Source organism: Crocosphaera sp. UHCC 0190, from assembly GCF_034932065.1.
Taxonomy (GTDB): domain Bacteria; phylum Cyanobacteriota; class Cyanobacteriia; order Cyanobacteriales; family Microcystaceae; genus UHCC-0190.
Map to the genome: position 1 here is coordinate 57,618 of NZ_JAYGHP010000014.1, position 25,572 is coordinate 83,189.

24 protein-coding genes are annotated in these 25,572 nt (G+C 37.7%); 15 read left to right on the top strand and 9 right to left on the bottom strand.

What is annotated here, in order from left to right:
- Positions 1–10: 10 nt before the first annotated feature.
- Positions 11–1,489, bottom strand: a complete 1,479-nt coding sequence (locus tag VB715_RS17525) for an NADH-quinone oxidoreductase subunit M (RefSeq protein ID WP_323302568.1) — start codon at positions 1,487–1,489, stop codon at positions 11–13.
- A 282-nt stretch (positions 1,490–1,771) separates the two neighbouring features.
- Here VB715_RS17525 and VB715_RS17530 point away from each other — a divergent pair, with 282 nt between their 5' ends.
- The 7 genes from VB715_RS17530 to VB715_RS17560 all read left to right on the top strand — a co-directional run bounded on the left by VB715_RS17530 (position 1,772) and on the right by VB715_RS17560 (position 10,419).
- Positions 1,772–2,230, top strand: coding sequence for a hypothetical protein (locus VB715_RS17530; RefSeq protein ID WP_323302512.1), 459 nt, complete (start codon positions 1,772–1,774; stop codon positions 2,228–2,230).
- A 99-nt stretch (positions 2,231–2,329) separates the two neighbouring features.
- Entirely contained in the window at positions 2,330–2,737 is a 408-nt protein-coding gene (locus VB715_RS17535; RefSeq protein ID WP_323302513.1) for a hypothetical protein, read from the top strand.
- 45 nt (positions 2,738–2,782) lie between these two features.
- Entirely contained in the window at positions 2,783–3,190 is a 408-nt protein-coding gene (locus VB715_RS17540) for a hypothetical protein (RefSeq protein WP_323302514.1), read from the top strand.
- Positions 3,191–3,335: 145 nt separating this feature from the next.
- A complete protein-coding gene (locus VB715_RS17545; RefSeq protein ID WP_323302515.1) occupies positions 3,336–4,736 on the top strand; it encodes a hypothetical protein in 1,401 nt (466 codons plus the stop codon).
- A 43-nt stretch (positions 4,737–4,779) separates the two neighbouring features.
- On the top strand, positions 4,780–5,799 hold the full coding sequence (locus VB715_RS17550; protein WP_323302516.1) for a DUF1822 family protein: 1,020 nt from the start codon (positions 4,780–4,782) through the stop codon (positions 5,797–5,799).
- Positions 5,762–9,037 carry a CHAT domain-containing protein gene (locus tag VB715_RS17555; RefSeq protein WP_323302517.1) on the top strand — a complete coding sequence of 1,092 codons (3,276 nt, stop codon included), beginning with the start codon at positions 5,762–5,764 and terminating at the stop codon, positions 9,035–9,037. Before VB715_RS17550 ends, VB715_RS17555 begins: the two co-directional genes overlap by 38 nt.
- An 11-nt stretch (positions 9,038–9,048) precedes the next feature.
- Positions 9,049–10,419, top strand: coding sequence for a hypothetical protein (locus VB715_RS17560; RefSeq protein WP_323302518.1), 1,371 nt, complete (start codon positions 9,049–9,051; stop codon positions 10,417–10,419).
- Positions 10,420–10,462: 43 nt separating this feature from the next.
- On the opposite strand, the gene VB715_RS17565 is transcribed toward VB715_RS17560, so the two are convergent.
- The 3 genes from VB715_RS17565 to VB715_RS17575 all read right to left on the bottom strand — a co-directional run bounded on the left by VB715_RS17565 (position 10,463) and on the right by VB715_RS17575 (position 13,776).
- Complete coding sequence (locus tag VB715_RS17565) at positions 10,463–11,941, bottom strand: M48 family metallopeptidase (protein WP_323302519.1); 1,479 nt, start codon at positions 11,939–11,941, stop codon at positions 10,463–10,465.
- Between the two features lie 42 nt (positions 11,942–11,983).
- Entirely contained in the window at positions 11,984–12,622 is a 639-nt protein-coding gene (locus VB715_RS17570; RefSeq protein ID WP_323302520.1) for a hypothetical protein, read from the bottom strand.
- A gap of 77 nt (positions 12,623–12,699) precedes the next feature.
- Positions 12,700–13,776: a serine/threonine-protein kinase gene (locus tag VB715_RS17575; RefSeq protein WP_323302521.1), complete on the bottom strand. Its 1,077-nt coding sequence runs from the start codon at positions 13,774–13,776 to the stop codon at positions 12,700–12,702.
- A gap of 332 nt (positions 13,777–14,108) precedes the next feature.
- Here VB715_RS17575 and VB715_RS17580 point away from each other — a divergent pair, with 332 nt between their 5' ends.
- From VB715_RS17580 to VB715_RS17610, 7 genes are all read left to right on the top strand, one after another.
- Positions 14,109–14,396: an HU family DNA-binding protein gene (locus VB715_RS17580; RefSeq protein WP_323291200.1), complete on the top strand. Its 288-nt coding sequence runs from the start codon at positions 14,109–14,111 to the stop codon at positions 14,394–14,396.
- A 241-nt stretch (positions 14,397–14,637) separates the two neighbouring features.
- Positions 14,638–17,610: an L-glutamate gamma-semialdehyde dehydrogenase gene (gene pruA, locus VB715_RS17585; RefSeq protein WP_323302522.1), complete on the top strand. Its 2,973-nt coding sequence runs from the start codon at positions 14,638–14,640 to the stop codon at positions 17,608–17,610.
- Between the two features lie 64 nt (positions 17,611–17,674).
- Entirely contained in the window at positions 17,675–17,863 is a 189-nt protein-coding gene (locus VB715_RS17590) for a type II toxin-antitoxin system HicA family toxin (RefSeq protein WP_323302523.1), read from the top strand.
- A gap of 10 nt (positions 17,864–17,873) precedes the next feature.
- The gene (locus VB715_RS17595) at positions 17,874–18,170 is read left to right on the top strand and encodes a type II toxin-antitoxin system HicB family antitoxin (RefSeq protein ID WP_323302524.1); all 297 of its coding nucleotides are present in this window, start codon (positions 17,874–17,876) and stop codon (positions 18,168–18,170) included.
- Between the two features lie 70 nt (positions 18,171–18,240).
- A complete protein-coding gene (locus VB715_RS17600) occupies positions 18,241–18,483 on the top strand; it encodes a hypothetical protein (protein ID WP_323302525.1) in 243 nt (80 codons plus the stop codon).
- On the top strand, positions 18,476–18,640 hold the full coding sequence (locus VB715_RS17605; protein WP_323302526.1) for a hypothetical protein: 165 nt from the start codon (positions 18,476–18,478) through the stop codon (positions 18,638–18,640). Before VB715_RS17600 ends, VB715_RS17605 begins: the two co-directional genes overlap by 8 nt.
- Before the next feature lie 202 nt (positions 18,641–18,842).
- The gene (locus VB715_RS17610) at positions 18,843–18,953 is read left to right on the top strand and encodes an NAD synthetase (RefSeq protein WP_323302527.1); all 111 of its coding nucleotides are present in this window, start codon (positions 18,843–18,845) and stop codon (positions 18,951–18,953) included.
- 6 nt (positions 18,954–18,959) lie between these two features.
- Here VB715_RS17610 and VB715_RS17615 read toward each other — a convergent pair whose 3' ends face one another.
- The 3 genes from VB715_RS17615 to VB715_RS17625 form a co-directional block, all read right to left on the bottom strand.
- Positions 18,960–19,331, bottom strand: a complete 372-nt coding sequence (locus VB715_RS17615) for a hypothetical protein (protein WP_323302528.1) — start codon at positions 19,329–19,331, stop codon at positions 18,960–18,962.
- 21 nt (positions 19,332–19,352) lie between these two features.
- The gene (locus VB715_RS17620; protein ID WP_323302529.1) at positions 19,353–19,919 is read right to left on the bottom strand and encodes a hypothetical protein; all 567 of its coding nucleotides are present in this window, start codon (positions 19,917–19,919) and stop codon (positions 19,353–19,355) included.
- Between the two features lie 140 nt (positions 19,920–20,059).
- Positions 20,060–21,172, bottom strand: a complete 1,113-nt coding sequence (locus tag VB715_RS17625) for a Gfo/Idh/MocA family oxidoreductase (protein ID WP_323302530.1) — start codon at positions 21,170–21,172, stop codon at positions 20,060–20,062.
- Positions 21,173–21,388: 216 nt separating this feature from the next.
- On the opposite strand from VB715_RS17625, the gene VB715_RS17630 reads away from it, so the two are divergent.
- Complete coding sequence (locus VB715_RS17630; protein ID WP_323302531.1) at positions 21,389–23,335, top strand: PEP-CTERM sorting domain-containing protein; 1,947 nt, start codon at positions 21,389–21,391, stop codon at positions 23,333–23,335.
- Positions 23,336–23,641: 306 nt separating this feature from the next.
- Here VB715_RS17630 and VB715_RS17635 read toward each other — a convergent pair whose 3' ends face one another.
- A complete protein-coding gene (locus VB715_RS17635; RefSeq protein ID WP_323302532.1) occupies positions 23,642–24,841 on the bottom strand; it encodes a GNAT family N-acetyltransferase in 1,200 nt (399 codons plus the stop codon).
- A 27-nt stretch (positions 24,842–24,868) separates the two neighbouring features.
- Positions 24,869–25,567 (bottom strand): RibD family protein, encoded by a 699-nt coding sequence (locus VB715_RS17640; RefSeq protein WP_323302569.1) that lies wholly within the window; start codon positions 25,565–25,567, stop codon positions 24,869–24,871.
- Positions 25,568–25,572 lie beyond the last annotated feature (5 nt).

Below are 25,572 nucleotides of genomic sequence, written 5' to 3' on the forward strand. Positions count from 1 at the left end.
CATAAGATAATTATTTCAAGACAGCGACTTCTGGCCTTCCGGTTAATAAGAGTCCTACTTGGGGTTCATTCCACCGCACCATCCAACCTGGTTGGATACCTAATACCAGAATAAAAATGGCTAAGACAAAGGCCGGAAGACGCTCAGACCATAAGACGGGAGGAATTTTCGATAGTTCAGTAGTTAAGCGACCAAAAAAGACACGGTTGACCATTAATAAGAAATAAACTGCCGTTAAACCACTGCCAATTAAACAGAATAAAGTTTGTAGGGGAAAAATAGGAAAACTACCCCGAAAGACCAAAAACTCGGCAATAAATCCCACCATCCCTGGAATTCCTGCACTGGCCATCACCCCCATAATGGTTAAGGTGCCAATAATGGGTAAACCCCGTTGAGGATTTAACAAACCCCGTAAATAGTCCACATCACGGCTTCCTGTCTTCTTATAAACTATTCCCACCAACAGGAATAAAAGGGCCGAGATTAAACCATGACTGACCATTTGAAAGGTTGCGGCGGTGATACTTAAGCGAGTTGTGGCCGCCGCAGCTAATAAAATATAAGCCATGTGAGCAATGGAAGAATAGGCCACCACCTTTTTCATATCCTTCTGGACGATCGCACAGGAAGCCCCATATAAGGCACTAATCGCGGCTAAGGTGGCTAACCAGGGAGCCATATAAGTCCAGGCATCTAGAAACAACCCGACTCCAAACCGCAATAACCCATAAGTGCCTAACTTTAATAAGACCCCGGCTAATAAGACAGAAACTGGGGTAGAGGCTTCCACGTGAGCATCAGGCAACCAAGTATGGAAGGGGAAAATGGGGATTTTAATGGCTAAGCCAATCAACAGGGGAGCGAGTAAAATTAATTGAGTGGATAAGGGTAAGGTATGAGAACGTAAAGGCTCATAGTCAAAGGTTGATGCCCCTGAGAGCCAGACTAAGCCTAAAAATGAAATCAACACCAAAAATCCCGAAGCCGCCGTATAGAGCAGAAATTTCATCGCTGCATAACCCCGTTTTGGGCCGCCCCAGATCGCAATGAGGAAATAGAGGGGAATAATTTCTAACTCATAGAAGAGGAAAAATAACAATAAATCTTGCGCTAAAAATGCCCCGGCGACCCCACTGTTAAGAATTAAAATAAGGGCATAATAAAACCGCGATCGCTCAATGGTTTTACTACTGCTATAAATGGCAATTAAATTCAGCAAACTATTGAGACAAATCAAGGGAAAGGATAATCCATCCACCCCTAAATGGTAATTTAAGCCAATACCGTCAATCCAAGGTAAATACTCAGTAAACTGGATATGGGGATTGGTTGGATCAAATTGTAGCCCAAGGACAATGGTTAATACCAGAAGGATACAAGCAGTCAATATGGCCAAGGTGCGATAGACTCCTTGTTCTAGCTTGCCTGGTAAAAACGCGATCACAATAGCACCAACCAACGGTATCCAAATTAAGGCACTGAGCATCATTAATTTTGTTACTCCCAATCATTGAAAAATTTTGTGAATGAGACTTCTTGGGGAAATCAAGAACGGCGGACAGATAATAGGCTTAATTTTATACTGAAACGACCATTACCGTTACTTTGACCTCCTGCCTCCTTCAATGAGTAGGTGGGAAAGCTGGTTTTTCTTGACTCCTACCCTACAGCATCCATTTTTTTTCCCTGAAAACTGCATAAGGTTTTTTAGGCAGCAACTATAACGAAGCAACAAGTCAATCAAATCATCTTTACGAGGTACAAAATCATGTCTTTACTCAAAACATCCACTGCTGCTGCTGTTGTTTTACTCTCTTCTTTCATGACCTTTTCTACTCCAGTTAAAGCGGATAATACAGCCATTAATGGACAATATTCTGAACAAACTGGCGCGGCAGTTGGTATCGGCAACCAGGTTAATAATAGTATGCGTCAAAGTTCTTTTCAAGGACAAAATGGCTTCTTTGGTTCTGGCAATAATGCCGCTTCTTCTACCATGTTTGGTTCTCAAACTGGAGTCGCTGATGGGGTTGGCAACCGCGTTAATAATAGCCTCGGTCAATTCAATAATCAACGGCAAAGTACCAGCTTTGGTCAAGGCAATAATTTAGGAATTTCTCAGATGGGAAGTGGTCAAACTGGGGCAGCAATCGGCGGTTTTAATAATGTTGGCAATTCAGGCATTCAATCTAATTCTCAAAGTCAAGGTAATCGCTTCGGCTTTTAAAAAAGTATGGCAGAGGCTAAGTTTTTCACCATTACTCTGATTAAATTGTCTCTGCTTTTTTCTCCCTTGATTTATCAATAATGTCCTGAGAATGTCACCATGAAAGTCTATTCAGTTGTCTTACTTACCCTTTCTTCTTTACTGATTATGTCTCCTTTTACAACTCATAAAGCTCAAGCAAGTTGTGCGATGACAGATGTTTCTTTTCAAGTTGCAATTCGGGGTTCTAGAACCCCATCTCAACAGACAAATAATGTAGGAATGGGAACGATGGGAGATTGTTGGGGAAATGCTACAACTAACACTTCAACTCAAGTTTATACAGGAGCAGGAACAGTTCAACAAGGGCGTAATAGTTCCCATTTAGTGGGAGGAAGTCAACCGTTACCCTATGGAGTAACGGGGCCAGTAATTGGGACACAAATTAGCGTTCCTGTTGATATTTACAGCCCTGCTCACGATCCTAATTTTATCAATAATACATTAGGTACAGGCTTTCATCATTAATTTTCTCAAAAATACTCATGTTAGTCAAAAATTAGGAGGTGTTTTATGTTGATTTTTAGACCTTATTTATTGTCCCTTACTTTTCTCTTATCACTAACGGCTTATCAACCGGTTAGGGCTGATCAATATCAATCATGGGTAGGAGAATTTGATGCCAATAAACATTGTAATATTTCTGAGATCCACAATCAAAGACAAGGCGCAGGTTATGATAATCATGCAACAGTAAATGAAACCAACATTACCCATACTGAACATCATAGTAGTCAGGTGACAGGTTCTAATACTGGTTGGGAATCTAGCAATGTTGATTTAATTAGACAACAAGATTGTTCAGCCGTCATTCAATCAGAAGCTTATCGTTATGCAACCTATCAACAAACCCAAACAGCCCGTGAGATTAATGATACTCAACTTCGCCAAAGTTTCTTAGGTAATATGTTGGCTTGGTAAGGTGTAAAAAAACTAAAATAAGTATTTTTTACTTTCTAATTGCTGACTATCAATCAATGGGTTAAGGGTTGTTAACAAGTATCCTTTAACCCTTTTTTTGGATAAAATATACTAAAATAGAGGTAAAAATCTATTGCTCAAAGCTATGAATAATTTACCATCTTATTGGACCTTATGCTGCCTCAGCTTGAATCATCCCAGGGGTTATGAGTTTAAAAAATTAACAACCGCCCAAACTTGGCTAGAAAAACAGACTAATATTTCTGATACTTCCCAGGTAGTTATAGACATCTTAATGACCTTATTTCGTCAAAGACAAAAGAAAAATTTACGACAAAACGCCCTGGCAGGTTTATGTTTAAGGTGTTATGTTTCCTCTCCCATTCTTAAAGCTTGCAAAAGTCTTGCAAATCGCTTTAGTAGCCATCAATTATTTACCCATCAAGACTTATTGTCGTTTGTTTTAGATGATGATGGAGAGTCTTTAATTGTTCTAGATGAAACAGAGGAAAATCAAGTTATTCTTGATGAACAGAATCTAACTAAATCAAGACAATATCAATTATTTACTGTTGAGATTTTACAGAGTTATCAAAGTCAGAAAGCCAATCGATTGAGTTTGTCTAATTGGGCTTATAAAAAAACAGAACAAAATAGTGAGTTAGTCAAATTCCTAGAGGATTTTGGCTTTAAAAACTTGAGTGACTGGGCTTTATTAAATAGAATTAGACAGCATCAACTAGCAGACTTTTCTCCTAAAGATCAAGAAATTATTAAAGCTTTCCACAAAATCTATCGACGCGATCGCCGTCAACAAAAAGCCAAAAGTAAATGTCTTGATCCGTCAATTATTCAACTTCAAGAAATGGGAGAATTATTACCAAAACTAAAAAATCATGAGCCAGATATTTTAGTCAAAGAATTAAGAAGAATTGCCGCCCAACTTCGTACATATAATGTCTGGCAATCTAAGGAATCTTTAGAAATTTTTGATGCTGATGAAGGAGGAACAAGCACTAGAGAAATTGCTTATGAAGGGGTTGATGAAGTAGCGATCGAAGAAAACGAAATTCTGACTAAACTAAATCAAGAATTAGAAAAAATCTTTCATAAAAGTTTAGTACAAAGCCTTGAATATAGATTAAATAAACTCAAAAAAAGTAAGAATTATGCGCCTTATGCTGAGCAATTTCTACCCGTTTTAAATAGTTACTATCAAGAAGCAAAACCCATTAAAGAAATTGCAGAAGCAATGAATATTAGTTGGGACAAAGCTAGAAGAATTTTTAATCCAGGAGATTTACTCAAACAAATTCGGACAACAACCACAAATCAATTAGTTGAGTATCTCTTAAAATTGGCACAAGCTAAAGGGTTAACAACTAATCCTCCTGATGTTAATTATTTAATGACCTTAACAACCCAAATTGAAGCCTTTACTGATCACAAAATTTTTGAAGAAGCCGCTTCAGAAATTCGTGCCGGAAAGAACAGAAAGTTTGAGAGTTTTTATGCTAAAACCCTCAAAGAATATCTCACTAAATAGTGATTAATACAAGAGAAAAGTTTTTCTATTTTGGAGAAATACCATGACTAACTTAACCATTGAATCCAGTGTTTTTCGCTTACTCATACCAGAAGAAATTGGACTAGATACTGATGACTACGAATTAGCTAATCAGATGAGTAAAATCAAGGGTGATGAATCTCAACAATGGCAAGCTTATTTAAACGGATTGGGAATGTTAGCCTTAGAAAAATGGCTGATTGAACACTTTAAAAATGAGTCAATTAATCGACAAATAGAAAGTTTAGATAAAGTTGCTTACCTACAACTTAAGAACTTTAGATTTTGTCTTATTATTCAGGAAGAGTTTCTACAAGATAGCATATTTATTTCCCCAGATTTAATTCAGAATGCTGAAGCAACGGCTCATTTTTATGTAATACTAGAAGTCTTAGAAGAAGCAGAAAGTGTAATGATTAGAGGATTTCTGAGCTATGATAAACTGAGTCATTTAGTCAAGAAAAAGCATCAATATTTATCTTTATTTGACTTAGATACTGAACCAAATCATTTATTAGTCTCCTGTCAATATTTGTCAGCTTCAGCAATTCCTCTGCCTCAAAGTGCGATCAATCAAGTTAAAGAAGAAATTACCCAAACTATCATTAATCTTCGTCAAAGCTTAGATGAGTTTATTGAATTAGGTTGGCAGACTTTAGATACTTTATTAAGTCCTGACGTTGCATTATCATTTGCAACTCGTAGTATTTCTGAGGTCATAAAAGTCGGTAAATCAATTAGTTTTGATAGTTCATCAGGACAGCAAAGCGTTATTTTATTATTAACCGTTACACCTGCGGAAGATGATAAATCTCGCATTTATTTTCAGATAGTTTCAAGTAAAAATCAAGCTTATTTACCCCCAAATCTTCAATTAAAAGTTAGTTCTTCATCAGGTAAACTTTTACAGGAACCTGTTTTTTCAGGAGAACAAGATTCAGCAATTCAACTTAATCCCTTTAAGGGTAAATCAGGAAAATCATTTCAAATTGAGGTAAATTTTAATGACAGTTGTATCTACCAAGAAATCTTTCAACTCTAATGCTGATTCCGTCATTGTGATTAACTTTGGACTGGGGAATCTAGAGCAAGGATTTCCCTTTATTACCACACAATTATGGTCTATTGATTACCCTTTACCACAACAAATTACAGGTAATTTACCTGATAATAAAACCTTGGTTAATTGCTTTCAAGAATGGCGAGATGAATATCAAAATTTATTGAATATACTAGGTTCTTCTCGTTGGAGTAATAAAGATAATGATGAGGATGACTGGGAAGTCGAAGAATTACCAACCGCTGAAAAATTAGAGGGATATTCATCTGAAATTCAAACTCAATTAAATCAGTGGTTAATGACTGCTGGTTTTGCTATTATTGAACAAAAATTAAGATCTCAATTGGATCAAAATAGTTCAATTCGGTTAATATTAGAAACTGATGATGATATTTTACGCCGCTTACCTTGGCACCTTTGGACATTTTTAGAAGATCATCCTTTAACAGAAATTGCCTTAAGTCGTCCTAATTATTTACGTCATCCTATCAAAAAGATTCTTAAAACTCGTAAAAAAGTTAGAATTTTAGCGATTGTTGGCAATACAAATGGCATTGATGAAGCGCAAGAAAAACAATGGTTAAATAATTTATCTGATGCTGAAGTTAACTTTTTAATTAAACCCTCTCATAGCCAACTTAATCAATATTTATCTAATTTTCAAGGATGGGATATTCTCTTTTTTGCTGGCCATAGTCAGACAGAAGGAGAAACAGGAAGACTCTATATTAACGATCAAAAAGAGAAAAATCACAATAGTATCACTATTAAGCAGTTAAAAGAATCACTAAAAGAAGCATTAACTAATGGATTACAATTAGCCATTTTTAACTCCTGTGATGGGTTAGGATTAGGTAATGATTTAGCCAGTTTATACATTCCCCTAACTATTGTGATGCGGGAACCTGTACCGAATGGAGTTGCACAAGCTTTTTTTCATCAATTTCTGCAAGGATATACTCAGGAAAAATTGCCTTTTTATCTCGCATTTAAACGAGCCAGAAATAAATTACAAAGCATAGAAAATGACTATCCTGGTGCTTCTTGGTTGCCTATTATTTTCCAAAATCCTGCCTTTTTTCCACCAAGCTGGTTACAATTAGGGGGAATTCCTCCTTGTCCTTATCGGGGATTATTAGCATTTCAAGAAGCAGATGCAGAAGTTTTTTATGGACGAAAAACTATTATCAAAAACCTAGTTAATTTGGTCAAAAAAAATCCTTTAGTTCCCCTTGTTGCTGCGTCAGGAAGTGGTAAATCTTCTGTTATTTTTGCCGGATTAATTCCCCAGTTACGTCAAGATTCTCAACTAAATTGGCAAATTATTTGGTTACGGCCTAGTCAGAATCCTTTTGAGGGGTTAGGAAAAGCATTGGCCCCTTTAATTAATAATTCTGTAACCCGTATTCAAGAATTAGAATTAGAACTGAATTTAGCAAGTAATTATCTAAAAATAAAAGACTCTTTAGAAAGTATAATTAAACCATTAGGAAATTCTAGCAGATTACTTTTAGTAATTGATCAATTTGAAGAACTTTTTACCCTTTGTCAACCCTCCCAATGTCAAGGATTTTTAGATGATTTGGTTGAGGCAATTAAGAAAGTACCTGCATTTAGTGTGGTAATTACTTTAAGAGCCGATTTTTTAGATAAAGTATTAGAGTCAGGTTCTTTTGGAGAATTGTTACAACGCTATGAAACACAATATCTTCTCCCCATGCAACGGGATGAATTAGAAGCTGCAATTACTCAACCTGCTGCTTTAAATGGGGTTCAATTTGAAGCGGGATTAGTTGATAAATTAATTGATGAAGTTTGGGGAGAAGCAGGGTATTTACCCTTATTAGAATTTGCTTTAACCCAATTATGGAGTCAACAAGAAAAAGGATGGTTAACTCATCAAGCTTATCAAAATATTGGGGGAGTTACATCAGCATTAGCTAACTATGCAGAATCAGTTTATGTACAATTATCAGAGGAGGATAGAGAACATTTACAAAAAATTTTTATTCAGTTGGTAAATGTTGGAGACAATAATAAATATACCCGTCGTATTGCCACTAAAGAGCAAGTGAAATATTGGGATTTAGTAACTCAATTAGCTTCTCATCGTTTAGTAATTACAAACCGTCCTGACGAAACAGGAAAAGAAACCGTTGAAATGGTTCATGAAACCTTAATTTATAGTTGGCAAAGATTTTATCAATGGATTGAAGATAATCAAGATTTTTTGCATTGGAATTCTCGCTTAGCAATGACTTTATATCAATGGGAAAGTCATGAAAAAGCAAGCGGTTATTTACTAAAAGAGACACCTTTATTAGAAGCAAAAAACTGGTATAAACAGCGATTTGATGAATTAAGTGATATTCAAATTAAGTTTATTGAAAATAGTTTAAAATTAAGACGTAGAAACCAAATTAAGTTAGTTTCTCTTACCAGTATTGTAACCCTTAGTATTTTTAGCATTCTAGGATTAGCTTGGACACAATATCAACAAAAACAATTAGAACAATTAATTCGCTATGCCTCGTCCCAAGTGATTACCTCAGACAATATTAATAATGTTATGAATATTCTACCTAACTATTTAGATAAAGTCAATAAAAATCAAAATCAACAAGATTTTGAAAAGGTCATGGGAGATTATCGGCAAGTTTTAATGGTTGCAACTAATACCAATGAAGCAATTCAGGAAAACCCTGATAATTTTAAAATTTCAACCTCACAGAAACAACAATTAAAAGAGATTGCTAAACAAGCTGAATCATCTTTGGCAGAAATGATTTATAAGTACAGAATACCCAGACTTAAACAGCAATTAGAAAATCAAGAATTTGGCAGTAAAAAAGTTAGTAATAATCTTAATAATAATCCTAATGAGATAGAAATTGATGCCACAAAAACTCAATATACAGGAGCATTAGAAACCACTTATAATATAATTATGAATAGCATTGGAGTTAAAGCAGATCAAAACAATAATCAAATTCTAGATGAAGGGGAAGAAAATCTAATTCCTTGTGAAACCCTCAAAGAAATTGAAAAAATATGGCGTAAAGCGACTAATAATCATTGTGGTTGGTATGGTTCACAAGAGATATTTGAGCCAAACTGTCAAGAACTTTTGGGACATACTTTGCTCAGTATTTTAATGTATCCTCCTGATATTCCCCTGTTAGATAATCGTCTTAATTATTGTCAAATTAAACCAGAATAGGAAAACCTAAAATGAGCAAAAAACATCCGAAAATTACTAACTTTATCACTATTATCATCTTATCTATTGCTTCGATAACGATTCCCCTTAAAAGCCATGGTGAAATTCCTGATTCTGCAAAAGTCACTCAAATTGTGGGTGCAAATTCTATGGGAATTCGTCGCCGTCGGGGTGGCATTGGGCCAGTTTCTTTAGAGACTATTATCAAACTGTTTGATAAACTTGATATTCCTGGAGAAAGTGGCAATATTTTTGCTTTGCTTGAATTCTATAATAAGACTAATCAATCTATGGGATTAAAAATACAAGCAGGAATTAAAAATAATTTGAGAACTGCCTATTATTTTCCTTGTACTATTAACTTACAAGATAGCTTTGTTATTGAATGGACTAACCCAAAAACAAAGAGACAAGGATGTCAAAAGGGAATTAAAATTAGGCATAATAATGCGAAAGATAGTAGTAATAATATCCCTAAAATATTAGCCTCTCTCAATTATTTAGTTGCACAAGAAACCCCCAGTCAATGGCGATATTGTACAGTTATCAATAACTCAGGAAAGGGATGGTTAGGTATTAGTAATTATCGCAGTGATCCCTGTAATAAACCTTTAGAAGATTGTGGAAAAGCAGGACAAGAATCCTGTACAGAATTAACCTTTGATGATTGGGAAACATCAAGTCCAGAATTAATGGCTTCAATTTCCTGTGAAAATAATAAAACATTCATGGTAAAAGCAACAGGAGAAACTATTAAAGAAGAAGCAGAAATCCTATGGAAAGAAGCAGAAAATAGTGGGGCAATTTTTTGTGGATTACAAATTTTTAGTGGCGATGAAACTATTGTTGAACCTGCTCGTGAGCAAGAAACAAGCTTAGTACAAATTGGTAGTAAAGATTCCTGTTTTAACTATCAAGTAAGTCAAGGAGAAGTGAAGATAATAACTATTGCTAATCCTGACGGAATATCCTTACCCAAAGATAATCAATATCAATATTGTCAAGGGGATAAACCTGATACAAAATCCTCCTTTGATTCCTCAACAGAATCTCTTGATATACAAATTTTTCAAGCAAAAAGCCGAGGGTTTGAATTTTGTAATCAACTACAAGCAAGTGGGGGACAAGAGGGGGATTTAAGAACAATGCAATTAACCGCAACAGAAGGAATTCTTCGGATTAATTATCAAATGTATGGTGTCCCAGATCAATTACGAGTTATTTACGAAGATCGAGAATTAGTCAATACAGGATTTGTCGGAGGTAGTAATACTTTATCCATTCCTTTTAAGGGAAAATCTGCTCAAATTACAGTGGAAATTAAAGGGAATCAAGAACAATCATCAACTCAATGGGATTACACTGTATATTGTCCACAATAATGGCCCTGACGATGCCTTTTCGGTATTTTAATGATCTTTACAATTAACGAAGCATTTGCAATCTTTCTTTAATTTGCTGATGTCTTTTTACCCCTAAATAAGCATAACGATTATAACCATTATCAACGATCAATTTTTCTAAATATTGGACTCTTTCCGAAGGGGCCGGATGGGTAGAAAGATAGTTTGTCGGTTGGTTTTCTGATGTTTCTTTAATAATCATCATAAAATCTCGTAACCCATCGGCTGCGTAACCAGCAGAAGCTAATGCTCTTGTTCCTAACAAATCTGCTTGCCGTTCAGCATCTTGACTGTATTGAGCATTTAAGACAGGAGAAACCTGATCAAATAGAGGAACAACTTGATCTAAATTCTCTAATAAATTCCCTTGAACTAACTTTAAAAATCCATGAGAAAGGACAGCATGAGAAATTTCATGTCCTAATAATCCTGCTAATTCTGCCTCTGAATCTGCATTTAAAATTGCTCCCGTATTGACTACAACTTTACCCCCAGGTAGGGCAAAAGCATTGATACTACTATCTTGAACTACATAATATTCATACTTAAACTCTCGTCCCATATAGGGAGTCATTCTGCCCGCAATACCTTTAATATAATCAATGATTTCTGGGTCTTCCACTAAGGTTCCCCGTTGCTTTTGTTCATTAGTAAAAGAAGAAATTGCTTGGCTTCCAAACCCTGATTCACCTTGTACTAAAAGAGAAATCATTTTTAATCCAGATAATCCTTGGGTGGGATTATTATTTAAGATTGCGCTACCAATATTAATTAAGGTTCCAAAGGTTGTTTTTCCCACTAATTCCCCTTGAACATTATCTTCAAATTTATTCAAATATTCATCGGCGAGGCGGGCAAATTCTGGAGCTTCGGGATAGTCATCATAAACGATGGAAAATTGACGAGCCGCAATAGATGCTTCTAAAAATTTTTCCTCCTGATCAAGAACCTTGATTTTTGTCCGCAGTAAATCAGGATCATCAGGATATAATTCCGTTATTCTTTCAATAGCTTGACTAGCAGTTTTTGGTTGTCCTTCCTTAGCATTATTAGCACAAAAATTAGGATCATTGAGACAAAATTCAGTTAACTTAATATGAGCAGGAATAAATTGAGGATATAGCTGAGTGAGGGGAACTAAACTAAAATAAACTTTACTTTTTTGTTGGTTATTTTCCATTCCCTCCAGAGCATTTTTCCACAGTCCATCTCCTCCTCCTAATTCCTCAATATTATAAACAGGCTCAGGTATGATAGTAGGGGTTGCCGAGGCATTGGGAAAATCTACTTTACATTGACGATACAATTGCGTCGCCCCTTCTTGATTTCCCCCTTGATATAAATCATCCGCTTCTATAAGAATTTGAGAACAGTCTTTTTGTTGCTCCGTTTGTACAGTGGGATCAGCACTTTGGGCAGGGGCAAGATTAAGCAAGATACTTAAGCCAAGAAAAAGGGTTAATCCTAGGGCCATCCATGATAATTGTTGTCGAGGTTTCATTATTGATTTTTGTTAAGTATTAGGGATTGATAACTGTGGGCTTTATCTTGATACTAACTCAACGGAAGAATTTAGTTTCAAAATATGCACACTTCCAGCATTTATCTCCACAATTCTCACATCATTAGGACTTCCTAAACCGGAAATAAGTCCTAAAGCAGCCCCCCCAAACCCACCCCGTTGCATGGTAGAAAGATCCGCCCCGGCTGCCCCTAAAAGTGAGGTGGCTAAATTCCCCCCAACAGCACTATTTTGACGGGCCATTTGTTGACCACTCATATTGGTAATAGTACGACCAGGCAGTTTGGCACTTTGAGCAACAATCGGAATAATTTGCCCGTTGAGAATGATAGCATCAGCCACTAACATGGCTCCATCTTGAGTTGGTTTAATGGTGAGACTAACGGGAGTATTTGCCGGAATAATCACCTCTCCAGAGGGGAGTTTAATATCTTGTATTAGGGGTAAAATGATGGGGTAGGATTCACTTTGGCCCACATCAACAACCATAGGATTGGGAAATGATACCAACAACGCCGTTGATTGAGGTAACACCATCTCTGAATTAGCTTTGGTTTGATTCGTCATGGTTGCCACTTCCGGGTTAGCAACGGCAGGAAGACTTAAAGCAGCGATCGCAGAAAGGGTTAAGGCAACACGAGTTATGGTAGTCGTCAACATGGTTTTTATCTCCCCAAGGGTTTAACCTTTAACACTGATTAGATAGTGGCCATGTTTAAACACTTATGCAGTTGCCCCTAGTTGAGATCTCTCCCATCAGGGATAGTCGTTTCAATCAAGGGTTTTTGTCTCCGTTTGGCGATCGCCCGTTCCTCTAGTTCCCCAAAACCCTCAGCCACCGCTTCCCGTAAGGCCTCAGATAAAGCTTGAACCGAAGAAAAACGAGCATCAGGGGACTTTTGTAAACATTTCATGACCACAGCTTCCAAAGCAGGAGATAAATGGTCACAGTTAGGCTGCGATCGCAGAAGTTGGGGAGTACGATCACGATGAGCCCATAACCAAGATTCAACCGATACCTGATGGTGACGAAAATTAAAGCCAAAGGCATCATAACCCGTGAGCATTTCGTATAAAATTAAGCCCAAACTATAAATATCAGCCCTTTGATCGAGTTCTTTGGCCCCTTCTATTTGTTCAGGGGAAGCATAATGAGAGGTTCCTAAAAATCCCTGAGTATTAATGTAATCTTCTTGGCCTCTACGAATTTGAGCGATGCCAAAATCAATCACCTTGACCACAAATCCCGATTTACCGGGAACCAGAAAGATATTATCGGGTTTGAGATCTCGATGAATAATCTGAATAACCTCATTGTCTCCCGTTGCTTCATTAACCAAGAGAATCCCCTCATGGGCTAATTTTAACCCCGCACAAACTTGAGCCATAATCGAGTAGGTTTGTTGAGGAGAGAGACGGGGGGTTTGGGTTAATAATTGACCGAGGGTTTGTCCTGGCAAATATTCCATCACATAAAAAGGATAACCAGCCCTTGTTATCCCATAATCCCTCACTTTCACGATATTTTCACTTTCTAAAGCCGCACAAATCGTCCATTCCCACTCAAAGCGAAGTTTCATCGATTGATCATTGACAAAAGCGTCTCGCAGCAATTTGAGAGCAACCGTTTCACCCAAACGGGTATCAGTGGCGAGGAAAACTTGACCCATTCCCCCACCCCCTAAGCATTTTTCTAAGCGATAATCAAGCTGATCTCGTTCTGGTGCAACAGGGAGAAACATCTCATGATCCTCATGATGACAGGTTTTAGCTAAGGCGGAGGGATTAAATTTGGTGATAGGAGAAAGGATCATATCGTATCAGTCAGATATGAAGGATTTGATTATTATTAGAGAAAGACTGGGGAAGTTATGCACTTATCAGTGCAAAAACTAGGTATTTATGCTGGATATCATCAGCTTTCTTGCCGATTTTATAACAAAAAGTCAGTCCAATTAAAACAGATGAGGAATATCTCACATTACCTGACTAAAAAATAACGCGAGTTGGGTAAGGTCTAGACATAAGGGGAAGGCCAAGAAATCTGACCCTTAAAAAAAAAGCTAATTTTTATCTCTTTTTTAGTGATCTTAGGGTAAAACTTCCGGTATAATCAGCCTCAGTCAGAATTGTTGATTAACTAACAATGAATAAAGAAGATCTCGTCAACACCATCGCTGCTAAGACTCGTCTCACCAAAAAAGAAACCAGTCAGATCCTCGATGCCCTTACAGACACCATTATGGAAACCGTTGCATCAGGTGACAAAGTTGTTTTAGTCGGATTTGGTACATTTGAACCCAGAGACAGAAAGGAACGGAAAGGAATGAACCCCCAAACGGGCCAACCGATCACGATCCCTGCTACTACTGTTCCTGCATTTTCTGCGGGAAAAGTCTTCAAAGAAAAGGTTGTCGAATCTATCGAGATCTAGGTCAAGATTGTTGGCAACTCGTTTAAAGTTCCCCACCGTTTATACGGTGGGGTTTGTAATTTATAATAGTTGTACATAGAAGGCTATAGCATTACAGACTGCATTCAAGTAGGGGTCAACGGCCGTTGACCCCTACTTCGTATAGCGCGTCACTCTAAGGTAAGATCTAGTAAGAAAGCGCGATTAGATATTATTATGACAAATTGCGACACGCCTCACACTGATAGGAGAGTATTAAACCTTGGTAGCACAAATTGATTCAAAAACCTACGAAAATAAGACCCAGGAAATAGCTAAGGAATTAATCGCCCAAACCCGCGAAAAACGTTCTCTCTGGACAAAATTGGGAGATCAAATGCGGTGGGATGATAAACTCCTAGGCTTTGCCATGAGTAACCCTGGTTTACGGGTGCAACTATTTCATTTTATCGATACCTTACCCGCTTTACAAAGTAACGCCGAAATTGCCCATCATCTGCAACAATATTTAGGGGATGAATCGGTCGAGTTACCTAGTGCATTAAAAGCCATTCTTAACTTTACTGACTATCATTCCCTTCCTGCTAAAATTGCGGCCGAAACCATCAGCAAAGCCGTCGAAACCCTCGCTTTTAAATATATTGCGGGTGAAACCGTCCCCCAAGTCATCAAAACCGTTGAACGTCTCAGAAAAGAGAAAATGGGTTTTACCATTGACTTATTAGGGGAAGCAGTCATTACCGAAACCGAGGCCAAAGCTTATTTACAAAGCTATCTCGACTTAATGGAACAATTATCGGCTGAATCAAAGAAATGGTCAACCGTTTCCCAAATAGATGAAGCAGAGGGAGAAAAATTACCCCAGGTTCAAGTATCAGTTAAATTAACCGCATTTTACTCCCAATTTGACCCTATTGACCCCGAAGGCAGTAAAACCAAAGTTTGTGATCTGATTCGCATTTTACTACGTCGCGCTCAAGAATTAGGAGTTGCGATCCATTTTGACATGGAACAATATGTTTATAAAGATCTCACTTTAGCGATCTTAAAAGAACTTTTGTTAGAAGATGAGTTTCTCACCAGAACTGATATTGGGGTTACTTTACAAGCTTACTTGAAAGACTCTAAACAAGACTTAAAAGATTTAATTGCTTGGGCAAAAAAACGGGGTTATCCGATTACCATACGCTTAGTTAAAGGGGCATATTGGGATCAAGAAACGATCAAATCTCAACAAAATCATTGGCCCCAACCTGTTTATAACCAAAAATCAGCCACCGATGTCAATTATGAACAAATGACCCAGTTATTGCTGGAAAATCATGAGTATTTATATGCGGCTATCGGTTCCCATAACGTGCGATCGCAAGCAAGGGCCATTGCGATCGCCCAAACCCTTAATATACCCCCCCGTCGCTTCGAGATGCAGGTATTATACGGAATGGGGGATCAACTGGCGAAAGCATTGGTTAAAACGGGTTATCGGGTTCGGGTCTATGCGCCATACGGTAACTTATTACCTGGGATGGCCTATTTAATCCGTCGTTTATTGGAAAATACGGCTAATAGTTCCTTTTTGCGGCAAAATTTAGAAGAAAGACCCATCGAGCAATTAATCGCACCCCCTCAAGTTGCCATGGAAAATCTACAAATACCAGATAAAGATAAATTTGTCAATGCTCCTGACACAGATTATTCTCGGAAAGTATTACGGGAAAAAGCACAGCAGGCACTGGCAAAAGTTAAAGATTCTCTCGGTAAGACCTATTTACCCCTTATTAACGGGGAATATGTACAAACAGAGATTATTATCGACTCGGTGAACCCCTCCAAATCTTCGGAACTGGTGGGACAAATTGGCTTAATTTCTGTTGAACAAGCAGAACAGGCTTTAAATGCGGCTAAAGCAGCTTTCCCTGCTTGGAAAAAGACCCCTGCTAGTGAAAGAGCAAGAATAATCCGCAAAGCTGGCGATTTAATGGAAGAACGCCGTCATGAATTATCTGCTTGGATCTGTGTAGAAGTGGGTAAAATCTTACAACAAGCAGACGCAGAAGTATCCGAAGCAATTGATTTTTGCCGTTACTATGCCGATGAGATAGAACGGTTAGACAAGGGTTACAGCTATGATGTAGCAGGGGAAACCAACCGCTACAATTATCAGCCCAGAGGCATTGCTTTAGTGATCTCTCCTTGGAACTTCCCCTTTGCGATCGCCACAGGAATGACAGTGGCGGCGTTAGTCACCGGAAATTGTACCTTATTGAAACCGGCGGAAACTTCTACAGTGATAGCTGCCAAAATTGCCGAAATATTGGTAGATGCGGGTATTCCTAAAGGAGTCTTTCAACTTGTACCCGGAAAAGGTTCTCAAGTGGGGGCCTACATGGTGAACCATCCTGACGTACATTTGATCGCCTTTACGGGGTCGCGGGAAGTCGGATGTCGCATCTATGCGGAGGCTGCCATCTTACAACCAGGGCAAAAACATCTTAAACGGGTTATTGCAGAAATGGGTGGCAAAAATGCCATTATTGTTGATGAAAGTTCAGACCTCGATCAAGCGGTGGCAGGGGCTGTATTTTCATCTTTTGGCTACTCTGGTCAAAAATGTTCGGCTGCGTCCCGTATTATCGTTTTAGACCCCGTTTATGATGCCTTTTTAGAACGGTTTGTCGAAGCCACGCGATCGCTGAATATTGGGCCAACGGATGAACCTTCTACCCAAGTCGGCCCCGTCATTGATGCGACGGCCCAGAAACGCATACGAGAGTATATTGCGATCGCCAAACAAGAGTCAACCCTTGCCCTAGAGATGGAGTCCCCTGAGAATGGGTATTATGTCGGCCCCACCATTTTTGGGGATGTGTTGCCGACCCATACTATCGCCCAAGAGGAGATATTTGGGCCAGTGGTGGCAGTGATGCGGGTTAAAGACTTTGATGAGGCGTTAGCGGTGGCTAATGGCACAGACTACGCTTTGACTGGGGGGTTATATTCCCGTAGTCCCGAACATATTGAACGGGCCCAGAAAGAGTTTGAAGTGGGGAACCTGTATATTAACCGCACTATTACAGGGGCTATTGTTTCCCGTCAACCTTTTGGCGGTTTCAAGTTGTCGGGTGTGGGTTCCAAAGCAGGAGGCCCAGACTACCTATTACAGTTCTTAGAACCTCGTCATGTGACCGAAAATATTCAGCGTCAAGGGTTTGCACCCATAGAAGGGGCTGAGTAACCTGTAGGGTGGGCATTGCCCACCTTACCTAATCTTCCTTTTTAACATTTGAAAAACCATTCATATGAACAGTCGAGAAATTATTAAAAAACTCATAGCAGATGGATGGTATCAAGTTAGTACGACAGGAAGTCATCACCACTTTAAACACCCAGAAAAGAAAGGAAAGGTCACGGTTCCTCATCCTAAAAAAGATATTCCCCTTAAAACGTTAAGTAGTATTGAAAAACAAGCAGGAATAAAATTACGTTAAAGGAGTCAACATGATTACTTACATCGCAACGATTCACAAAGATAACGATAGTGATTATGGTGTACAATTCTATGACTTTCCTGGATGTATCAGTGTGGGAGAAACCATTGAAGAAGCAAAAGTAATGGCAACAGAAGCCTTAAATGGTCATATTAATTTAATTTTAGCTGATGGAGAGCAAATTCCCGAACCTAGCACCCTTGAAACTATTTTAAATGATGCTGATCACCAAGATGCAGTAGCTTTCATGACCATTGAAATATCAGACACAATCTTAGCTAAACTAGAACTATATGCCAAAATTTGAAAGACTTTGGTAGAGCCATAAGTTTTTGCGTTACAATCTAAATTAGGTATTTATTATTAAATAAAAAGTTATGAATTCAACTTCAGAAAATACCCCTTTATTAGAAAAAGCTCACAATTATCTTAATCAACTTTCTTCAAAAAAACTAAGATTAGGTGTTAATTTTTTAGCTTATTTACAAGAAAAAGAGGAAGAAGAAGCGACGCAAGAATTATTAAGTATTCCTGATTTTGAACAGGAGTTAAAAGAAGCTGAAGAACAAATAGCAATCGGTGAGGTCGTATCTTTTAACTCTATTCGCCGCGATGTATGATTTAATTTTAACTCGTAAAGCACAGCGATTTTATGAAGAAGCTGATAAATCTTTAACGTCTCGATTAAATCGTTGTTTTGATCAACTCTGTCAAAATCCTTACCAACACCCTAATATTAAAGCACTTAAGGGACGACTATCTGGACGTTTTCGTTAATTGTTCTGAAGTATCTTTTGAAGGAAAATGCCAAATTGTCTATCGACCAGAAAATAAGAAGCATTACGGTGGTGCGAAGGTTTGGATAGAAGTAGATGCGACCACTGAGATTGTGATGAATTCAGAGAAAATTGTTATTGTTTCTCAGTATCAGCTATAATTTTGTCACGGGATCACTTGGACAAGATAAATTTATAACATTATGGAAACTAACACCATACTCGATTGGATTTTAGGAAGTTTAGCTATTATCATCTTAATGGGTGGAATGATCATGTTATTAAGTGGTACTTTGGGAATGGGAGATAAGTAAACGCCATTAATTTTCTAACAGAATTTCCACCAAAAGCTTAACAGTTGCTTCGAGTTTTTCGATTCTATCTTCTAAGGAAACTGGAGGAGATAAGCCGTCAATGGCTTTTAAAAAATGTTTCCACCCCCACTTACATTTAATCCCATATGCTTGTTGATAAGCAGCATAAGCGCGGGGATAACTGCCATAACGTTTAATTAATTCTCCTTGAGTAAGTTTACTTTTAGGAAGGGCTGTTTTTGGGTTTTCTAAGTTGTGTAAAATTTCTTGTAAACGAGTTGACAAAGTGGCCGTAATTGCAAAGACTTTGGCTGAATTTTCGATATCTTCTTGCTGGGAATTCTCTAAATCTTCAATCAATTTTTTAAATTTTGACATATTTATTGCCTAAGCTTTGAATTATTTATCAAGTAAATCTTTGCCAATAGCAACGGGATCAATGGCCATTTGTGGCTTTTCAGGATCATAGGCAACTGTATTATCAATCTTGCCAAAGTCTTGAGGATCATCACTAAAAAATAATGATTGCATTAATGTCCAAATAATCGTGAATTTCCCGTACAGTGATTTGGTTTCTTTGGCTTTTATCGTCGCAATTTCCACTTCAGTCTCAATCTTTTTGAGTTCAGCAATAACCCTTGCTCTTTCAGCATAAATTCTGGCTTTTTCTTGGGTCAAGTTCAGCATTTCTTGATTAAGATTAGCCAATTCTGATTTGAGAGAATCAAGATTCAGGGAAAGATCATTGACTTCTGTTTGTAACTGGGAATTTTCATCAGAAAGATAAACAATTTCTCCCTTTAATTGTGTATTATCAAAACGATATCGCTCATTCCATCCTTGTAACGCACCCTGCGATCGCCTCAAAGATTTAATAATCTCAACAGATTCTTGTAAGTTAGGGTCATCAGGGTAGCTTCTAGCTAGTTTGTAGACATTTTTAATACGATCTTCATCAACAGCCATTTTTACTTAATTTGTTTCTTGATATTCTCTATAATAGAAACGGTTTAAGCGAAATGGCTGTGAGTCAAATCACTAAAAAACGGTGTCACAAGTACATCATCATTTGTAGAGGAAATTCATGAATTTCCCTTACTTTGTACCTATCTTAAAAACCCATCTAAATCAGGGACATCTACCCAACAAGAATTATTACTAGATTGATGGGTTAAATCCATTAATAATTGAGAATAAACCCCCTCATATAAAGAAGGGGCTAAACTTTGATTGTTATCTATACTTTCTACCCAACGATCAACGACTCGAATAAAGGGGGCTAACCGTCCATCTGTAAACACTTGAGGAAAGGCCAAACCTTTAGGAATTTCTACCTCAGACAAGGCTTTTCCTGCGGGGGCAGCTTGTAAACGAAACCCATGAACATAGTCCTTTAAATTATCACTTCCTAAGACTAAAGTACCGCGATCGCCATACACTTCTACCCAATGACCACGACCATTATAAGCCACCGAACTAATGGATAATTGTACAGGGGTTCCGTCCATTAATTCCAACATAATCAAACAAGTATCATCAGCATCTACGGGTTTTAACCGATTATTTTCTAAGGGATCAGGGCGTTCTTTAATCGCACAATATAACTGAGCGCATAACCGTTTTACAGGGCCAAATAACCAGTAAATATAATCAAAAGCATGGGAACCTACCGCTCCTAATGCACCGCCTCCCTTATCTTTTTGTGCATACCAATTCCAAGGGCGATCAGGGTTAGCCCGACTGGCGACTAACCAATCAATTTTAATTAAGCGTGGTTTTCCCACATATCCCTGTTGTAAATATTCCGCAAACAGTTGCCAAGCAGGAACATAACGAAATTCAAAATCTGCTGTCGTTACTAAGTTTTTTTCCATGGCTAATTGATATAATTCCTTGACTTCTTGAGCAGACATTGCCATGGGTTTTTCTAATAAAAGGTGTTTCCCTGCACCTAAAATTTGTTTTCCCATTTCATAATGTAAAAAGGGAGGCGTTGCTAAACTCACAGCATCAAGATTTGGTATAGCCAGGAGTTTTTCTAAACTGTTAAAACCATAGGGAATATTATGGGAATCAGCGATCGCTTTAGCTTTCCCTAAGTCTCGATGATACACTGCTACTAATTCGGTACGGGGATGATGTTGAAATCCTGGAATATGTATAGCTTGCCCAAAACCAGTTCCGACAACGGCGACACGAATAGTAGAATTAATACTCATTATATTTTAATCATTGTAGTTACAAAAACCTAGTTAAATATACACAATAAAAGGGGGGAAAAACATTAAAAACTTCTTAATATTACCAAGTTTTTTCTTAGTGGTTAAGATAAATCAATATATAACAAAAACTAATACAAATAATGAACCCATTATTGAGAAATAAAACTATAATTGCTTCTAGATGTGTATTTTTATTTCTAGCCCAAAACTAGAATGAGAGTTATTTTTCTCAGACAGCAATCTGAGATTCTTGGGCAAATTTATGATAAGCAGGTTGATAGTTGCTACTTAATCGGCAAAAACGCCTTAAATTGCACTCTCTTTCAGGATCTCATGTTTTTCTTTTTACCTCTTTTAAATGATATGAAGAATATTGTTGTTTCTCTGCCTCTTTGTCTGGCAACCATGGCTGCCATTCTAGGAGTCAGCAGTCAAGCTCAAGCAGGTTCTCTCACCACAGAGGCGACTAACAGTGGTACATACCTCAGGACTGGCAGCACTACCTTTACCAAAGTCACTGGTACTAATGGCAGTGGTTATCTCACGGGAAGAGTCGTGGCTAACCAAGAAAATCGAAGTTACTTTGTCTTCACCATTGACCCTGATATGTCCAAGGCCAATCGTACTATTTTGAGTGCTGTTTTAACCTTAGCCAACCCGAACCCTCAAGGTGCGGATTTAAGTACAGGGAGAACTCTTAGTATTACTAATGTAACTACGGCAATTAACACCCTGACTACTGGGGGAACAAATACAGTAAACCAAGGGGTTTTTAATGATCTTGGTGTCACTGGTACAGGGAATCAGGTTTATGGAACGACAACTGTTGCAAGTACACCAGTCGTGAGCTCAGTTGCAGTCAACCTCAACCAAAATAATATCCTCACGACTATCAAAAATAGAGCAGGAGCGCAATTGGCATTCGGGAGCGCAATTACACTTAACGGTACAGCAGTTAATCAGTCTATTTTTTCGGGGACTACTGCCTCAAACAGTAGGCAGTTAACCATCAACTTTGCTGATGCCTTTCTCGGAACTAATGGAAATCAACAGTTTGGGAATATTCTGATTGGTCAATCAAATAATAAAACCGTAACCCTTACTAATACTGGAGAAGTGGGTAGTACCTTGACTGGTGCTATCGGGCCATCAAGCGACCCTACAATTCTATCCTCTTTATCTCCTGGGCAAACTGTTAACTTTTCTTTGGCATCTGGTGCGTCTCAGGATCGTACTTTTATTTATACCCCAACGGTACGAGGGTCTAATCAAACTACCATTGGAGTTCTGAGTAATGACATCGATACCAACATATTGTTCACAGGCAGAGGAGTTGCCCCCGAAAATGAGATTCTCCAATCTAATACCAATGTTGGTGATGTTAGAATTGGCACTAGCAAAACGGCTACAGTGCAAGTGCAAAATATTGGAGATGGTAACACTTCAGGACAAGCCGAGGTGATTAGTAATCTCAACGGTACATCATCCTTAGGAGGTAGTAGTGTTAATTTCCAAGCAACCTCTGGTTCGGCGGGCAATTTTAGTCTTACCGATAATCAGACCAGAAATTTTGATATCGTTTATACTCCAACAACTCACGGAACAGAAAGTGAACTCCTAACTTTGGCATTTACTAATGGTAGTGACGATGGAACTAATCAATCACAAACTAAAAACTTCAGCATAACAGGGACTGGAGTAGGACCAGCTTTCCAAAGTGGGTCGCCACCTAATTCAACCCTAGACTTTGGCCAGGTTGATATTAGCAAGACGAAGATGTTAGATTTAGTTGTCAGTAATGTTACTCAAGACGAAAGTTCTGTGGAAAGCTTAACGGGTTTAACGATACTCAATGCTTTCTTTGAAGGTCCTGATGCTGATTTATTTTCACTGCTCAATTTTATGCCAGGTGTGGTTATTGCTAAAGGCAACAGCCTTCCATTACAAGTGCTGTTTAATGCCCAGAGTAATGGCTCGAAAAACGCTATCTTACGCATCGTAACCGATCAAGGAGTGGCTTTTCAACAGGTGGGAGACAGTTTCACTTATAATCTGACAGCAACAGCAGTTCCTGAACCCAGTTCTCTATTAGGAATGGGTATTTTTGTGACAACAGGAATGTTGTTGAAACGCAAACGTCACCCCTTCAATAAAGGTTAGAATTGCTATTAATCTGCCTCGCTAGGGGTCTAACGACTGTTGACCCCTGAATTTAGGTAATTTATTTTTTCGATTCCTTAGACACAACCTTTTACGGATACAGTATAAGTTCTCCCTAAAGAAACGGGTTCTCCCACAAAGACATTAACTTGAAAAGGAATGGTGTCCTTTCTCGGACTTCCGGTTATTTCTAGTGTTTGTCCTAATGACTTAAAGCCTTCTCATAATGATTCATTTTCATGGTCATTTCAGAATTAAATGATTTAGCTGTTTTAAAAATTCAGACTATTATACCATAAAATTAGTTTATTCTAGATTTTCTTGAAGTTTAATTTCTCGTTTACTAAAGGGTAAATCTTGATTGATGGCATCAATTTCTTCTTGTTCCATTTCATTGACTTCCCCAATATAATATTTTAAAATTTGACTCATTTTTTGGTTATAAAATCGGTGTAAACTATAGTTAGGGGTAGCAGGAAAACCCCGTCTTTTTTTATGTTGTCCCCCTGCTCCTGGATCAAACATTTTAATTCCTTCTTTGATACCCCATTCTATGGGTTGATAATAACAGGCTTCAAAATGAAGACAACTATAATCTTCAAAACATCCCCAATAACGTCCATATAAATTATCTCCTTTACGGATACAAAAAGATAATCCTACTGGTCGTTTTTCATCATCTTCTGAATAGGCAGCAACTAAAACAACTCGATGGGAAAAATTGGGATAAAGTTCCTCAAAAAACTTACGGGTTAAATATTTACTGCCCCAATAAAATTTATCACAGGTACTACTATAAAATCGATAAATCAAGGGAAATAAATGATGAGGAATTTCGTTATCCGTCATTACTTTTACGGTTAAATTTGCTTGCTCTACTGCCTTTCTTTCCCGTTTAATATTACGTCTTTGATTTGCATTAAATACCTTTAAATACTCTTCAAAATTGTTGAATTCTTGATTTGACCAAACATAACTATGATGTAACCAACTACTAAAACCATAACGCTCAATCATTGGTTTCCAGTCAGGATCAACAAATAAAAAATTGCAACCGGATAGTTGATTTTTATCGCAAAAATGATCGATTGCTGCTACCATAATCTGAGTAATTTCTTCTTCATTTTCTCCTGGTGCCATTAAAAAACGATAACCTGTTGCTGGAGTAAAGGGTGTCATTCCTAACAATTTAGGATAATAGGAAATACCCAAACGATGGGATAAGTCAGCCCATTGATGATCAAAGACAAATTCCCCATAACTATGACTTTTAATATACAATGGAGCAGCAGCAATCAATTGGCGATCGCGCCATACTGTTAAATGACAAGGTTGCCATCCGGTGCGTGGAGTGGCACTACCAGAGGTTTCTATATTATTCAACCATTCCCACTCTAAAAAGGGCGTTTTTAAGGGAATAGCAAGTTCATCCCAAACAGCTTTGGGAATTTCCGCAATTTTTTGTATCCAAGCAATAGAGTATTGGGGTTTAATTTGTTCAACCATAGGGAAAACTTTTCGAGGCCACTTTCTTTATAGGATAATGAATTTTTGTGGAGATGTCAGCCGATAATGTAAAAAAATTTCTTGTTCTATTTTTTCCACACTCAATAATTGTAACCGTTTTGCTTGCTCAGAAAGAAACCCCATTCCCTCGACAGGAGTTAGGGCATTTTTTCCTCCTAAAATTAAGGGACATATTGTTAACCATAATTCATCAATTAAATTTTCTGCTAAACAAGCGGCTACAAGTTCCCCACCTCCCAAAATTGCCAGATGATTTAACCCCAATTTTTTTAAGGTTGTAAAAGCTTCAGATAAGTTAATTTTGGCTGTCTGATCACTCGAAAATATTAACAGTTTTTCAAAGTCTGATTGTTGATTTTTTGCCCCTTTTTGGGTTGTGATTAACCAACGGGGAACAGGTTGAGAAAAAAAGCGTAAATTAGGCTCAATTCTACCAGAAGCTGAGATAACAATGTGAACAGGTTGACTCGGTTTATTTTGTTGTTTTCTACTTGCTAATAAATCAGGATTTTTAATGGTTAAAGTTGTACCATAAGCATTCAAAGTTCCTCCTCCAAATAATACCCCATCGACTAAAGCAATTTGTTTTTCTAAATGATTTTTATCAGTTTGAGAGCCAAACCTTGCAGCATTACGTTGAAAATCTGCAATTTTCCCATCCGCAGTCATGGCTAAAATAACCGTTGTTTTAGGTCGATTTAACATCATTA